The following is a 14,233-nucleotide window of genomic DNA, read 5'->3' as shown; positions in this document are numbered from 1 at the left end:
AGCATGGCGGCCATGAAGCCGCGAACGGGTGATGGCCCGCTCGAGGTGACCAAGGAGGGGCGGGGCATCGTCATGCGCGTTCCGCTCGAAGGCGGCGGTCGACTCGTCGTCGAGCTGACCCCTGACGAGGCCGACGCGCTCGGCGACGCCCTCAAGAAGGTCGTCGGCTGACGCGCAAGCGACCCTACTCTGACAACCGCTCCGGCATCCACGAGGGTGTCGGAGCGGTTGTTTTCGTGGCGCCCGCGGGGTTTGCGGCGACCGCGTGGCCCGAAAGGCCCAACGGCCGCCCACGTCATGTCCGCGGGCCGTGCCCGCTGCGGAGGTCGTGCGGGAGGTGCGGGTCGTGCGGTGGGCGGCTCAGCGCTTGACCGCGCACAGCAGGCCGTCGCCCACCGGCAGCAGCGACGTCACCAGCTCCTGACTCTCGCGCACCGCCCGCAGCAGCTCCCGGATCCGTATGACCTCCGTGGGCTGGGGCCCGGAATCGACCGTGCGGCCGTTGGCGAAGACGCCCTCGAAGACGACCAGGCCACCGGGGCGCAGCAGACGCAACGATTCAGCGAGGTATTCGAGGAGTTCCAGCCGGTCACCGTCGCAGAACACGAGGTCGTAGCCGGAGTCCGCCAGGCGGGGCAGGACGTCGAGCGCGCGGCCGGGGATGAACCGGGCCCGGTTGCTGGCGAAGCCGCAGAAGCGGAAGGCCTGCCGGGCGAACTGCTGGTGCTCCGGCTCGGGGTCGACGGTCGTCAGGACGCCGTCCGGGCGCATCCCGTGCAGCAGGTGGATGCCGGAGACGCCGGTACCGGTACCGATCTCCGCGACCGCCTTCGCGTCCACGGTGGCGGCGAGCATCCGCAGTGCGGCGCCCGTGCTGGGCGACACCGAGCGCAGCCCTGCCTCGCGTGCCCGGTCACGGGCCCACAGCAGCGCTTCGTCCTCGGCGGCATAGGCGTCGGCGAACGCCCAGCTTGCCTGCCGGTTGCCGGTAATGACCCTCTCCTGTCCCCGTGGTTGCCTGGGCGTGACTGTATCCGTTGCCGCCGGGAACCCGCAGATGGGACCGGGCGTTTGAAGGGGTGGGAACGACAACGGGGGGACACGGTTGGATCACGATGAGGGACCCGGCGCAGACCAAGTGCTGACGCAGCCGTATGAGCGGTGTCAGCGCACATCAATTTCTCGTAAAACCGCTTATCCGGAGCTAACGGGCGAGGTGGCTATGGTAGGGGCTCCGCTGGACATCACCACCAGAGCCGACAGGGGAGGTGCGGCCGCGCCTGTGGATCGGGGAGGAGTGCTGCGGCGCTTTCTCGGGTCGGCAGTCAGGCCGAAATCCGTGAACGACACCGCTGCTGACCACAGCCAGGCCGCCGGCACCCCCGCCGGCCCCGCCCAGACCGCGACCTTCTCCACCGACGCGGACGGGCAGGCGTGGACTCCGCCCACGTGGGAGGAGATCGTCAGCATGCACAGCGGCCGGGTCTACCGGCTCGCCTACCGTCTGACCGGCAACCAGCACGACGCCGAGGACCTCACGCAGGAGGTCTTCGTCCGCGTCTTCCGCTCCCTGTCGACCTACACCCCGGGCACCTTCGAGGGCTGGCTGCACCGCATCACCACCAACCTCTTCCTGGACATGGTCCGTCGCAAGCAGCGCATCCGCTTCGACGCGCTCGGCGACGACGCCGCGGAGCGGCTGCCCAGCAAGGAGCCCACCCCCCAGCAGATCTTCAACGACGCCCACTTCGACGCGGACGTGCAGCAGGCGCTCGACACCCTCGCGCCGGAGTTCCGCGCCGCGGTCGTCCTGTGCGACATCGAAGGCCTCTCCTACGAGGAGATCGCCGCGACCCTGGGCGTCAAGCTGGGCACCGTCCGCTCGCGCATCCACCGTGGCCGCTCGCAGCTGCGCAAGGCCCTCGCGCACCGCTCGCCCGAGGCACGGGCCGAGCGCCGCTCCTTCGTGCCGCGCGTTGCCGCCCTGGGAGGAGGAAGGGGCGCGAGCGCGTGAGTGGATCCCGACACAGCGCAGCCGAGAGGCTCCTCGCGGAGCAGCACCTCGGAGACCGTCTCTCCGCCCTGGTGGACGGCGAGCTCGGTCATGACACCCGTGAGCGGGTGCTGGCGCACGTGGCGACCTGTACCAGGTGCAAGTCCGAGGTCGACGCGCAGCGCCGGCTGAAGAACGTCTTCGCCGAGGTCGCACCGCCCGCCCCCTCCGAAAGCTTTCTCGCCCGCCTCCAGGGCCTGCCCGGAGGAGGTGACCCGGACGGCGGTGGTACGCCGCTGGGCGGGGGAGGGTTCGCCGACGGAGTCTTCACGGTGAGAGGGCCGAGACGGGACGAGCCCTTCGAGTTCGGCTACGTGCCCGCCCGCGACCACGGCTCCGTCCTGTCCCCCGCCGCGGAGCGGGGCTTTCGCATCCACCCCGTCGGGCGCGGCGACCGCCATGACGCCGAGCGCTCGCGCGGGATGCGGTTCGCGTTCGTCGCCGCCGGCGCGGTGTCGCTGGCCGCGATCGCGCTGGGCGGGATGACGACCGTCGCACCGGTCGACACCACGGCGGACGGCCGCACGGGATCGGGAAGCAATGTGACACCGGCCCGCACACCGGGCTCCGGCTCGGCGACGAGCCCGGAGAGCCAGCGCCGCCGCACCGCCGGTCCGCTGCTCTCGCAGGGCGGCCAGCTCGGCGACTCCCCGGTCGCCCCGACCGAGGTGTCCGCACCGCTGCTGCCCGGCGTGCCGTCCCCGGCCGGCGGACCGGTCGAAGAGGCCCTGCACCGGCTCACCTCGCCGATGGTGGTCGGGGCCGCGGTGATGTCCCCGCTGATACGTCCGCTGGGCACCACCTCGCCGATCACCCTGACGACCACCGGCCCTGGGGCCGGCGTTCCCGGCCTGCTCGCCGCACCCGTCCCCGCCGGCTCCGCCTCACCCTCCTCGCACCACACCCGTTGACGCGGGGCCCGCGCCGCCGCGCCGGGAACCTGGTTGAATCCCGTGAGAACCGCGTCCTGCCAGGCGGCAGGGCGCGAAGGGGTTCGTGCCGTCGGTCCGGCGCCGCGGCTTCGGGGTGAGGGGCTTCAGTGGGGGAGAACATGGACGAGGGGAAGTCCCCGCGGGCGAAGCGGTGGGGCCGTCCTCGGCCACGGCCGGAGCAGGGCGGCCCCGCGGGTCCGGCAGCCGAGCCGCTCCCCGGGGCCACGGTCCCCGCACCCCCGACCACCCCCGAAGACTTCGAGCTGGCCCAACCCACCCCGAAAACCGCTCCGTCCGACACCACCCGGGCGGACGGTCCCGCGGCGGACGCCGACCCTGCGGCGGGCGGGCAGGTGGCGGATGCCGGGCGGGTGGACGGCCTTGCGGCCGGCACCGACCCGGCGGACGGACCCGTGTCCGACGCCGATCCTGCGGGCGGGCAGGCGGTCGACGCCGACCGTGAGGACGGACAGGCGGTCGACGCCGACCGGGTGGGCGGACGGGTGACCGACGCGAGTACAGCCGAGGTCGGCTCGGCCGAGGCGTGCGGGGCCGACAGGGCTGACGGCGTTCCGGACGCCGTCGTCCCGCGTGCTGTCGCTCCGGTCGGCGCGGGGCAGGACGCCCTTGTTCCGGCCGACGGTGACTACGAACTGAGCCGTCCGGCAGGGCCCGGGCCCGTGTCTCTCCCCACCCCCTCCATATCCGATGCCGTCCGGCCCGACCTCGCCGCCGAGGACGGCCGGGCCGACCAGGCTTACGCTGCCGCCGAGGTGGACCGGGCGCACCAGGCCGACCCGACGCACCTCGCCGCCGCCGAGGCGGACCGGGTGGAGGCCGGTGCCGGTGGGCTGCCCGGCGCCGGAGGCGATGTCGCCTTCACGGCGGAGGTCGCTCCCGCCCAGGGCGCGGTGACCGACCAGCGGCCCAAGCCGCTGCACGACCCCGACCCCTACGGCACCCCGCCCTACGGCGAACCCGGCCCCTGGGCGCCCGCGCCGCCCGTTCAGCACCCGTCGGTGCTGTCCGTGCCCGGCGCCACCGACGCGGTACCCCCGGCGGGGGCTCTCATGGGCGGCGGCCCGGGCCCGGGCCCGTACCCGGCGCCGGGCCCTGCCCCGGCCGTGGGGCCGGCGCCGTCGCCCGCGCCGGCCTTCCCGCCCGCCACCGGCGCCGTACCGCCCGCGTCGGGCTCCGTTCCGGCGGCCGGGCCTGGCCCGTCGCCTGCGGCGAGCCCCGCGACCGCCGTCGAGTCAGGTGCCCCGCTCGGGGCGGCCCTCCAGACCGAGGCAGGTTCCCCGCCCGGGATGGCCGTTCCGCCCGCTGCCGCCCCGCCGGAGGCCTCGCCCGAGGCGCCGTCCGCCGGCCCGGCACCGGCACCCGGCCTGGTACCCGGCCCCGCACCGGCACCCGGCCCGGCACCTGCGTCCGGCCCAGCACCGGCACCCGGCCCGGCACCGGCGCCCGGTCCCGCACTTCTGCCGGGTTCGGCACCTCTGCCCGGGACGACATCCGACCCGGCACTTGTGCCCGGCCCGGCACCTCTGCCCGGCCCGGGACCCGGGCAGGAACAGGGCGTGGATCCCTGGCAGCGGTACGACCCCTGGGCCGTTGCGGCCGGGGGGCCGGGGGCCGGGGTCCTTCAGGTCGGTGGGGGCGCGCACGGCGACGCCGAGGCCGAGCGGCGTCGGCAGGCGCGGACGCGCCTGGTGGGCGCCGCCCTGGCCCTCGCGCTGGTCTCCGGCGTCCTCGGCGGAGTCGTGGGCGCCCACCTGGAGCGCAACGGCGGACTCAACCCCGTACGGCTGCCGCAGGCCTCCGCGGAGCCCACCGGCCGCCCCGCGGACAGCGTGGCCGGGATCGCCGCGCGGGCCCTGCCCGGCGTGGTCACCCTGCACGTCAGCGGCAGCGACGACTCCGGCACCGGCACCGGATTCGTGCTGGACGGGCTCGGCTACATCCTCACCAACAACCACGTCGTGGAACCCGCCGGGGGAGACGGCCGGATATCCGTCGTCTTCAGCGGCGGGCAGACCGTCCCCGCCGAGGTCGTGGGCCGGGACAGCGGGTACGACCTCGCCGTGGTGCGGGTCAGCGGGGTGAAGGGGCTGAAGCCCCTCGCCCTCGGCAACTCCGACAACGTCCGGGTCGGCGACCCGGTCGTCGCCATCGGCGCCCCCTTCGACCTGGAGGGCACCGTCACCTCCGGCATCATCAGTGCCCGGGAGCGGCCCATCACCGCGGGCGGCCGCAGCGGGGACGGGAGCGACGTCTCGTACGTCGACGCGTTGCAGACGGACGCCCCGATCAACCCCGGGAACTCCGGCGGGCCCCTCCTCGACACGCAGGGCCGTGTCATCGGGATCAACTCCGCCATCCGTTCCGCCGACGACGGCACGGACTCCGGCACCGCCGGGGCGGGCTCCATCGGACTGGGCTTCGCCATCCCCATCAACCAGGGCCGGCGCGTCGCCGAGGAGCTGATCAACACCGGAAAGGCGACGCACCCGGTCATCGGCGTCACGCTCGACCTGGACTACGCGGGGGACGGCGCGCGCGTCGGCACGCAGGACGGCACAGCCGGCTCCCCGGTCACCGCGGGCGGACCCGCCGACCGGGCCGGCATCCGGGCGGGTGACGTCATCACCCAGGTGGACGGCAGGCCCGTCCACTCCGGTGAGGAACTGATCGTCAGGACCCGCGCCCACCGCCCCGGCGACCGGCTCTCGCTGACCGTCGAACGCGGCGGCCGGGCACGTACGCTCACCCTGGTCCTCGGCTCGTCCGGCGGCGATTGACAGAAACGTCACAGGCCGGGCCCCGAAACCCGGCCCCACAAGGCAAACAACGCGGAAAACCGGCCGCGTACACGCACGCGGACGCCCCGGGACGGTACCGGTCGGACAGGTGCGACAGGTACCGTGGACCCGGCCCGGACCACGGAAGACCCGAACTTGACCACTGAGGGCCGAGGGCCGAGGACCGCGGACATCGCAAGGAGCTTCAGGTGTTCAATGACATAGGACCGCTCGAGCTGGTGACGATCGTCGTCCTGGCCGTGCTCGTCTTCGGTCCGGACAAGCTCCCGAAGGTCATCCAGGACGTGATGCGCACCGTCCGGAAGATCCGTGAGTTCTCGGAGAGCGCCAAGGCGGACATCCGCAGCGAACTGGGCCCGGAGTTCAAGGACTTCGAGTTCGAGGACCTCAACCCCAAGACGTTCATCCGCAAGCAGCTGGACAACGACGAGCTGGGGCTCAAGGAGATCCGCAACGGCTTCGACCTGAAGAAGGAGATGGCCGAGGTCACGGACGCGGTCCACAGCCGCGACACGGACACCTCGGCATCGGGTTCTTCGGGATCGTCGGCCTCCTCGGGGGGCGGGCGCATCGACATGACCAAGAAGCCCGAGGAGCCCGCCAAGGACGACCGTCCGCCCTTCGACGCGGACGCCACCTGAGCCACTCGCGCCCCCCGGTGTGAGGGGGCGCACGCCGCACGCGCCGGGCGGCTGCCCGGCAGCCCGGGGCGGGGTGGCTATGCTGCCTGGTTGTTGTGCGGAGCGGACGAGTACGCCCGAAGGGGGGCGGGCCGGTCGTTCCGTCGAGAACGAGGAGGCGTCCGGGCACATGGAGACGACGAGTCGGGCAGTCGCGCAGACGCCGGCCGCGGAGAGCGGACAACAGGTCCCCTCCGCCCGGCGCACGGTCGACGGCTACCTGGAGGCACCCTTCCCCTGGTACGGCCTCGACGAGGCCTTCACGGGGCCCCGCTGGCTGATGCAGGTGGGTTCGGCGGCCGACGGAGCGGTCGAGCACGGTTCCATCGGACACGGCGACGAGCCCTCCGTACGGCACGAGACGGCCGGTGAGGACCGGGGCAAGTTCGCGGTCGTCGTGACCGTCGCCGCGAACCCCGTGCGGCGCAGCCCGGACGGCACGGGCGTGCTGGAGGCCACCTCGGTGTCCTCGGCGGCCTGGCTCGCCGGAGTGGGCCTGCTGTCCTTCACCTGGCCGGGCCAGATGGACCACAGCCTGCGCGACGACTGGCTGGACCAGCAGACCGAGACGGCGTGGGTCCTCGCCGACGACCTCGCGGGAACGGACTGGTCGACGCTGTCCCTGCCGGTCGACGGCGTACCGACCCCGTTCCACTACCGCGAGTCCGAGTTCGGCTGGGTACTGGCCGGTTCGACGTCGCAGGGAGTGCACGTGGGGGCGTACGGGAGGGGCATGAGCGCGTACGGCCTCGGATTCGCCATGATCAAGGACATCGAGACGTACGCCTAGCGGCCGACCGCGGCGGGCGGGGAAGCGCGGGCCGTCCGTGGCCGGCCGCGCGGTCCCCGCGCCCCGCGGAGCGGCTAGAACTTGTTGCGGGGGGTGATCCCCAGCGACAGCCCCGACAGGCCGCGCTGGCGGCCGCCGAGCTTGCCCGCGATGGCCCGCAGGGCGGAGCCGGCCGGGGACTGCGGGTCGGTCAGGACGACCGGCCTGCCCTCGTCGCCGCCCTCGCGCAGCCGGACGTCGATCGGGATCGAGCCGAGCACCGGGACGGTGGCGCCGGTGGTCCGGGTGAGGCCCTCCGCCACCGACTGGCCGCCGCCCGTGCCGAAGACGTCGACCATCTCTCCGCAGTGCGGACAGGGCAGGCCGGACATGTTCTCCACCACGCCGACGATCTTCTGGTGGGTCTGGACGGCGATGGAGCCGGCCCGCTCGGCGACCTCGGCCGCCGCCTGCTGAGGGGTCGTCACGACCAGGATCTCGGCGTTCGGTACCAGTTGGGCCACCGAGATCGCGATGTCGCCGGTGCCCGGCGGGAGGTCGAGCAGCAGCACGTCCAGGTCGCCCCAGTACACGTCCGCCAGGAACTGCTGGAGCGCGCGGTGCAGCATCGGCCCGCGCCAGACGACCGGCGCGTTGCCCGGGGTGAACATGCCGATGGAGATGACCTTCACGCCGTTCGCGGACGGCGGCATGATCATGTTCTCGACCTGGGTCGGACGGCCCTCCGCGCCCAGCATCCGCGGCACGCTGTGGCCGTAGATGTCGGCGTCGACCACGCCCACCTTCAGACCGTCGGCCGCCATCGCCGCCGCCAGGTTCACCGTCACCGACGACTTGCCGACGCCGCCCTTGCCGGACGCGACCGCGTACACCCGGGTCAGCGAGCCCGGCTTGGCGAACGGGACCTCGCGCTCGGTCTGGCCGCCGCGCAGCGCGTTGGCGAGCTCCTTGCGCTGCTCGTCGCTCATGACGTCGAGGGTGACGTCGACGCGGGTGACGCCGTCCACCCCCGAGACCGCGTCCGTCACGCGCTGCGTGATCGTCTCGCGCATGGGGCAGCCGGAGACCGTCAGGTACACGGTGACCGCGACCGCCCCGTCCGCGCCGATCTCCACCGACTTGACCATCCCGAGTTCCGTGATGGGCCGGTTGATCTCGGGGTCGTTCACCGTCGCCAGTGCCTCGCGCACCGCGTCTTCGCTAGCCATAGGGACGATGGTACGGCGACCTGTGTCGGCGCCGGTAAGCCCGTCACCGGTCGTCTACGTCACGTCCCCGCGGCCGTTCTGCCGGGAATACGGCATGTTCGCGGTGCCCGTCCCGCCGCTCCTCGAGCTCCTTGACCATGTCCTGGAGCTCGGAGCGGATCCAGTCCCGGGTGGCGACCTCGCCCAGACCGATCCGCAGGGCGGCGACCTCCCGCGTCAGGTACTCGGTGTCGGCGATGGACCGCTCGTTCTGCTTGCGGTCCTGCTCCAGGTTGACCCGGTCGCGGTCGTCCTGCCGGTTCTGCGCGAGCAGGATCAGCGGGGCCGCGTAGGAGGCCTGGAGCGAGAGCATCAGGGTCAGGAAGATGAAGGGGTAGTTGTCGAAGCGCAGGTCGCGCGGGGCGAACACGTTCCACAGGACCCAGACGATGATGACGACCGTCATCCAGACGATGAACCGCCCGGTGCCGAGGAAGCGCGCGATGCGCTCCGACAGCCGCCCGAAGGCCTCCGGGTCCCATTCGGGCAGGATCCGGTGCCGGGGCGGCCTGGGCTGGTCCAGGCGGGCCCGGGGGCGGCTCGTCGCGGTCGCGCCGGCCGGGGTGCGCTCGCCGCGCGCCGTCTCGCGCTCAGGAGCCATGCGGACCGACCTCCTCGGCGGTGCCCTCGTCGAGGTGGAACTCCGTCTCGCGCCAGTCCTCCGGCAGCATGTGGTCCAGGACGTCGTCCACGGTCACCGCGCCCAGCAGCGAGCCCGCCTCGTCGACGACGGGCGCCGCGACCATGTCGTACGTCGCGAAGAACCCGGCGACGACCGGCAGGGCCGCGTCGGGCGCCAGGGACTGGAGGTCCTCGTCGATCATCGAGCTGACCAGCGTGTACGGGGGGTCGCGCAGCAGCCGCTGGAAGTGGACCGTGCCCAGGTACTTGCCGGTCGGTGTCTCGTCGGGCGGCCGGCACACGTAGACCTGGGCGGCGAGGGCGGGGGAGAGGTCGCGGTTGCGCACCCGGGCCAGGGCGTCGGCGACGGTGGCGTCGGGACGCAGCACGATCGGCTCGGTGGTCATCAGACCGCCCGCTGTGTGCTCCTCGTACGACATCAGACGGCGCATGTCGGCCGCGTCGTCGGGCTGCATCAGGCTCAGCAGCCGCTCCTGGTCCTGCTCGGGCAGCTCGGAGAGCAGGTCGGCCGCGTCGTCGGGGTCCATGGCCTCCAGGACGTCCGCCGCGCGCTCCTCCTTCAGCTTGCCGAGGATCTCGATCTGGTCGTCCTCGGGGAGTTCCTCCAGGACGTCGGCGAGCCGGTCGTCGTCGAGCGCGGCGGCGACCTCGGCGCGCCGCTTCGGCGACAGGTGGTGCAGGACGTTGGCGAGGTCGGCGGGGCGCAACTGCTCGAAGGTGGCGAGGAGGCTCTCCGCGCCCTGTCCGTGCTCCTCCAGGGAGAACCCGGTGACGGCCGACCACTCGACGGTCAGCGTCTCGCCCTTCGCCCGCCGGAAGGTGCTCGCCTTCTTGCCCTTGCGCACGAAGACCCGGTCGATCTCCCAGTCCCGGCGGGCCGGCAGGTGCTGCACCGACACGTCCAGGACGCTGACCTCCTCGCCGGTCTCGACGAGCGTGACGCGCCGGTCGAGGAGCTCACCGAAGACGAGACGTTCGGTGGGCCGCTGCTCGAAGCGGCGCACGTTCAGCACGCCGGTGGTGATGACCTGGCCGGACTCGATGCCGGTCACCCGGGTCATGGGCAGGAAGATCCGGCGCCGCGTGGACAGTTCGACGACGAGTCCGAGCACCCGCGGCGGCCGCCGCCGTACCCGCAGCATGACGACGAGATCGCGGACGCGGCCCACCTGGTCGCCGCTCGGGTCGAAGACGGGAACGCCGGAGAGGTGGGACACGAAGATCCGCGGGGCGCCCGCCGCCATGACCGGACCTCCTTCTGTGCCGCTGCTGTTGCCGGTGATGTTCTTTTCCCGATTGCCCGCCTGTGCGGGCTTCAGGCTAGCCCGTCCCGATCGGATCCGCCCTGGTGGGCGGTCCGGACGGACTGGCTCCGCCGCCCGGCCGCGGCCCCGGTACGCTGCCGTACGCCGCTCAGCACACCCCCGCAGAAAGGCAGCCGTCTTCGTGACTGCGATTCCCCAGGGCCGAACCCGCCGGGCCACGCTGGTGGGCGCGATGTGCGCACTGGTGCTGGGCATGACCACGGGACTGACCGGCTGCGCCGAGGACCCGGACGCGGGCACCAACGGGGTGGGCAAACTGTCCCCCGCGCAGATCCAGGCGCGGACGAAGTCGGCGGCGGGCGCCGTGGACGCGGTGCGGCTGTCCGGCAGCGTGGTCACCAGCGGGCACACGTACAAGGTCGACATGCGGCTGAAGGCGGACGGCGGCAGCGGGTCGGTCACCGCGGAAGGAGCCACCTTCCATCTGCTGCGGGTCGGCGAGCAGCTGTTCCTGAAGGCCGACGCGGCGTTCTGGGACAAGCAGGACGGCAAGTCCGGCGACGGCGGCGCGGACACGGCGGCCGGCGACAAGCTGGGCGGCAAGTACGTCAAGGTGCCGTCGGGCGACCCCTCGTACAAGAAGTTCAGCGGCTTCACGGACAAGGACCTCCTCCTCGACGGTCTGCTGACCCTGCACGGGACCCTGGCCACCGACGGCCACCACGAACAGTCGGGGGTGCGCACGATCCGCATCACCGGCGACGGCGGCTCGGGCGGCACTCTTGACGTGTCGCTGGAGGGCAAGCCCTACCCGCTGCGCCTGGAGCGCGCGGGAGGCGCCGGCACCCTGAGTTTCTCCTCCTGGGGCAAGGACTTCGTCCTGGAGGAACCGGCGAAGGACGACACGGTGGACTACGGCAAGCAGCTGCCGGCGTCGTGACCGGCCGGCCGCGTGAGCCGGCGCCGGTGGGCCGGCCGGGCGCGGGGCGGCGGCTATCTGCGTCCGCGTCTGCCGAGCAGCAGCTTCGGCAGTCCCGCCGGCGCCGGCTCACGCGTGGTGGCGGGGCTCGGCACCGGACGCGCCGCGAGGTCACCGTCGGGCAGCGGCAGCACGGTCCCCGTCGGCTCGAGCCGCAGCACCCGGCACTCGCGCGCCCAGCGCCCGGTCATCGCCTCGCCGTCGGGCGCGTTCAGCCGCTTGCCCTTCAGTTCGCCGACGGCCGCCTCCCAGGCCTCGGAGCCGGGAGCGAGCGCCACGACCCGCGCCGTCCAGCAGACCAGCCGGCCGCCCTTGTCCTTGCTGCGGACGGTGACCTCGGCCGAACCGCCCTCGGCCAGCCCGGTCAGGGGCTGTTCACCGGGCCCGTCGCCGACCAGGCAGACCGCGCCCTCGTGCCACACGTGCCACAGCGCCCGCGCGGCCGGTTCGCCGTCGCCCCGGACCCAGACGAGGCCGGACTTCTTGGTGGCCTCCTCGACGAGGGCCCGGTCGAGCAGCAGCTCTCTAGTCATGGGCTCACCCTAACGAGGCGGTACCGGGGCGCTCACAGCCAGCCGTTGCGCTTCAGCGTGCGGTGGATGCCCACACAGAGCGCCACCATGGCCGACATGACCACCGGATAGCCGTACCGCGAGTGCAGTTCCGGCATGTAGTCGAAGTTCATGCCGTACACCCCGCACACCATCGTCGGCACGGCGATGATGGCGGCCCAGGAGGTGATCTTCCGCATGTCTTCGTTCTGCGCGACGGACGCCTGCGCGAGGTTGGCCTGGAGGATCGAGTTGAGCAGCTCGTCGAAGCCGACGACCTGCTCCTGCACCCGGGCGAGGTGGTCGGCGACATCGCGGAAGTACTTCTGGATGTCGGGGTCGACCAGCCGCATCGGCCGCTCGCTCAGCAGCTGCATCGGCCGCAGCAGCGGCGACACCGCGCGCTTGAACTCCAGTACCTCGCGCTTGAGTTGGTAGATCCGGCCGGCGTCCGTACCGCGCGGGGTGCCCTTGCGGCCCGGCGAGAACACCTCCGTCTCGACCTCGTCGATGTCGTCCTGCACGGCGTCCGCGACCGCGACGTAGCCGTCGACCACGTGGTCGGCGATGGCGTGCAGCACCGCCGACGGGCCCTTGGCGAGCAGCTCGGGGTCGTCCTGGAGACGGTGGCGCAGGGCGCGCAGCGAGCCCTGGCCGCCGTGCCGGACGGTGATGAAGAAGTCCTTGCCGGTGAAGCACATGACCTCACCGGTCTCGACGACCTCGCTGTTGGCCGTGAGACGGTCGTGCTCGATGTAGTGGATGGTCTTGAAGACGGTGAACAGGGAGTCGTCGTAGCGCTCCAGCTTGGGCCGCTGGTGCGCCTGCACGGCGTCCTCCACGGCCAGCGGGTGCAGCCCGAACTCGCTCGCGATACCCGCGAATTCGGCCTCGGTCGGCTCGTGCAGACCGATCCACACGAAGCCTCCGTCGCGCCGCACCCGGCGCATGGCCTCCTGCGGGGTCGGCGGCTGCGGGTACGCGACGCGCGAGCCGTCGCGGTAGACCGCGCAGTCGACGACGGCCGACGGCGTGGCGGGGTCGCGGGTGGTGTCGTAGGCGCCGGTGTCCGTGCGCCCGCCCCCCTTGCGCAGGGAGGGGCGGGCAGGGCGGACCACGGCACGGAGGTCACGGATCATCGACATGGCAGGCTCCTTCGCGACGAGCAAAGAAAGACCGCCACGACGGATGGAACTGCCCGGAATGGGGACGTCCTGACTGAGGATGTTCGGCACGTCCACAAAGCGGGGAGCACCGCTCCGTCGCGGTGGCGAGCTTCGCTGCTGAATCTGACCGGAGAGATCTGGCAGACCGGAGTGATCGGGCAGATCAGGTAAAGAACGAAACGAAGTGCTCTTCCGCATGAAGATGAGCGCGTAGGACGGCGGGCGGCCGGAGGCCGGGATGCCGGAGCGGCTGCGTCAGCGGCCGGAAGAGCGAGTGGTACTGCACGGGTGACTTCGATCCATGACAGCCCCACCTCCTCCAGCCGGTCCCTCGTAAGGGAGTCTCGTCTGCGCCGGGACAAGATCGCGACGTCCCCTTGTGCCCTGCGGGCCGGGGGGACCATCACCTGCGTGTTGCCCCGAAGTACCGGGCAAGAGTAGCAGTCGGGCGAAGTGTCAAGGCGCTGCTTTGCCCCGCGCAGACGAGTTCTATGCTCGCCGCATGGCAGAAGTTCTTCCTCTGGTCGAGGCTCGTTTGCGCAGCGCGCTGGGCGAGCCGGACGCCCGTGCCGCGGTCACCTTCCTCGGCACCGACCGTCTCGAGGTACTGCGTTTCCGCGACGGCGACGTCGTCCGCTACGCCACGCTCGGCATGTCCGCGCAGCCGATGAGCGACCCGACGGCCGTGCTCGCCGACCCGGTCAAGGGTCCGCGCGCCGAGCTGGTGCTGTCCGTCAGGCCCGGCGCCGCCGCGACCGACCAGGTGCTCCGCCCGCTCGCCGTGCTCGCCGCTTCCCCGCAGGTCGAGGGCGTGATCGTGGCCCCCGGCAGCTCGCTCGACGTGGGTGAACCCCTGTGGCCCGGCGCCCCGTTCACCTCGGTCCTGGTCGCCGAGCCGGGCGGTCTCGTCGAGGACCTCGCGCTCGACGAGCCCCTCGACCCGGTCCGCTTCCTGCCCCTGCTGCCCATGACCCCCAACGAGGCCGCCTGGAAGCGGGTGCACGGCGCCCAGGCCCTCCAGGAGCGCTGGCTGACGAACGGGACGGACCTGCGGGATCCGTCCCGCAGGTCCGTGTCGCTCGACTGACGCCGGGGTGACCGATATCACC

The 14,233-nt window shown here is 72.6% G+C and carries 14 protein-coding genes; 8 read left to right on the top strand and 6 right to left on the bottom strand.

Going from position 1 to position 14,233, the window contains the following annotated elements; genetic code table 11:
* Positions 1–3 precede the first annotated feature (3 nt).
* Positions 4–171: a DUF3117 domain-containing protein gene (locus Saso_RS35665; RefSeq protein ID WP_003966491.1), complete on the top strand. Its 168-nt coding sequence runs from the start codon at positions 4–6 to the stop codon at positions 169–171.
* A gap of 189 nt (positions 172–360) precedes the next feature.
* On the opposite strand, the gene Saso_RS35660 is transcribed toward Saso_RS35665, so the two are convergent.
* A complete protein-coding gene (locus Saso_RS35660) occupies positions 361–1,059 on the bottom strand; it encodes an O-methyltransferase (RefSeq protein ID WP_189920530.1) in 699 nt (232 codons plus the stop codon).
* A gap of 163 nt (positions 1,060–1,222) precedes the next feature.
* On the opposite strand from Saso_RS35660, the gene sigE reads away from it, so the two are divergent.
* The 5 genes from sigE to Saso_RS35635 all read left to right on the top strand — a co-directional run bounded on the left by sigE (position 1,223) and on the right by Saso_RS35635 (position 7,274).
* Positions 1,223–2,014, top strand: coding sequence for an RNA polymerase sigma factor SigE (gene sigE / locus Saso_RS35655; protein ID WP_229901197.1), 792 nt, complete (start codon positions 1,223–1,225; stop codon positions 2,012–2,014).
* Positions 2,011–2,964 (top strand): anti-sigma factor family protein, encoded by a 954-nt coding sequence (locus tag Saso_RS35650; protein ID WP_189920044.1) that lies wholly within the window; start codon positions 2,011–2,013, stop codon positions 2,962–2,964. Before sigE ends, Saso_RS35650 begins: the two co-directional genes overlap by 4 nt.
* A gap of 932 nt (positions 2,965–3,896) precedes the next feature.
* On the top strand, positions 3,897–5,783 hold the full coding sequence (locus Saso_RS38585; RefSeq protein WP_229901196.1) for a S1C family serine protease: 1,887 nt from the start codon (positions 3,897–3,899) through the stop codon (positions 5,781–5,783).
* A 209-nt stretch (positions 5,784–5,992) separates the two neighbouring features.
* Positions 5,993–6,445 (top strand): sec-independent translocase, encoded by a 453-nt coding sequence (locus Saso_RS35640; RefSeq protein WP_189920042.1) that lies wholly within the window; start codon positions 5,993–5,995, stop codon positions 6,443–6,445.
* A gap of 169 nt (positions 6,446–6,614) precedes the next feature.
* Positions 6,615–7,274 carry a hypothetical protein gene (locus Saso_RS35635; RefSeq protein WP_189920040.1) on the top strand — a complete coding sequence of 220 codons (660 nt, stop codon included), beginning with the start codon at positions 6,615–6,617 and terminating at the stop codon, positions 7,272–7,274.
* Positions 7,275–7,348: 74 nt separating this feature from the next.
* Here Saso_RS35635 and Saso_RS35630 read toward each other — a convergent pair whose 3' ends face one another.
* From Saso_RS35630 to Saso_RS35620, 3 genes are read right to left on the bottom strand one after another with little or no spacing between them, the layout of a single operon-like run.
* Positions 7,349–8,482, bottom strand: a complete 1,134-nt coding sequence (locus tag Saso_RS35630) for an Mrp/NBP35 family ATP-binding protein (protein ID WP_189920038.1) — start codon at positions 8,480–8,482, stop codon at positions 7,349–7,351.
* A gap of 43 nt (positions 8,483–8,525) precedes the next feature.
* Positions 8,526–9,122, bottom strand: a complete 597-nt coding sequence (locus Saso_RS35625; RefSeq protein WP_189920036.1) for a DUF1003 domain-containing protein — start codon at positions 9,120–9,122, stop codon at positions 8,526–8,528.
* Positions 9,112–10,407, bottom strand: a complete 1,296-nt coding sequence (locus Saso_RS35620; protein WP_189920034.1) for a magnesium transporter MgtE N-terminal domain-containing protein — start codon at positions 10,405–10,407, stop codon at positions 9,112–9,114. Before Saso_RS35620 ends, Saso_RS35625 begins: the two co-directional genes overlap by 11 nt.
* Positions 10,408–10,609: 202 nt before the next feature.
* Here Saso_RS35620 and Saso_RS35615 point away from each other — a divergent pair, with 202 nt between their 5' ends.
* Positions 10,610–11,368 carry a hypothetical protein gene (locus Saso_RS35615; protein ID WP_189920032.1) on the top strand — a complete coding sequence of 253 codons (759 nt, stop codon included), beginning with the start codon at positions 10,610–10,612 and terminating at the stop codon, positions 11,366–11,368.
* 53 nt (positions 11,369–11,421) lie between these two features.
* Here the strand turns inward: Saso_RS35615 and Saso_RS35610 are convergent, their stop codons facing one another.
* Positions 11,422–11,940: a hypothetical protein gene (locus Saso_RS35610; protein WP_189920030.1), complete on the bottom strand. Its 519-nt coding sequence runs from the start codon at positions 11,938–11,940 to the stop codon at positions 11,422–11,424.
* A 32-nt stretch (positions 11,941–11,972) separates the two neighbouring features.
* Positions 11,973–13,103 carry a magnesium and cobalt transport protein CorA gene (locus tag Saso_RS35605; protein WP_189920028.1) on the bottom strand — a complete coding sequence of 377 codons (1,131 nt, stop codon included), beginning with the start codon at positions 13,101–13,103 and terminating at the stop codon, positions 11,973–11,975.
* Positions 13,104–13,626: 523 nt separating this feature from the next.
* On the opposite strand from Saso_RS35605, the gene Saso_RS35600 reads away from it, so the two are divergent.
* Entirely contained in the window at positions 13,627–14,211 is a 585-nt protein-coding gene (locus Saso_RS35600) for a suppressor of fused domain protein (RefSeq protein WP_189920027.1), read from the top strand.
* The last annotated feature ends 22 nt before the right edge of the window (positions 14,212–14,233 follow it).

Source organism: Streptomyces asoensis (assembly GCF_016860545.1).
In the GTDB taxonomy this organism is placed as follows: Bacteria; Actinomycetota; Actinomycetes; order Streptomycetales; family Streptomycetaceae; genus Streptomyces; species Streptomyces asoensis.
The sequence above is the reverse complement of the archived record's forward strand: the minus strand, read 5'-3'. Positions and strand labels throughout refer to the sequence as shown.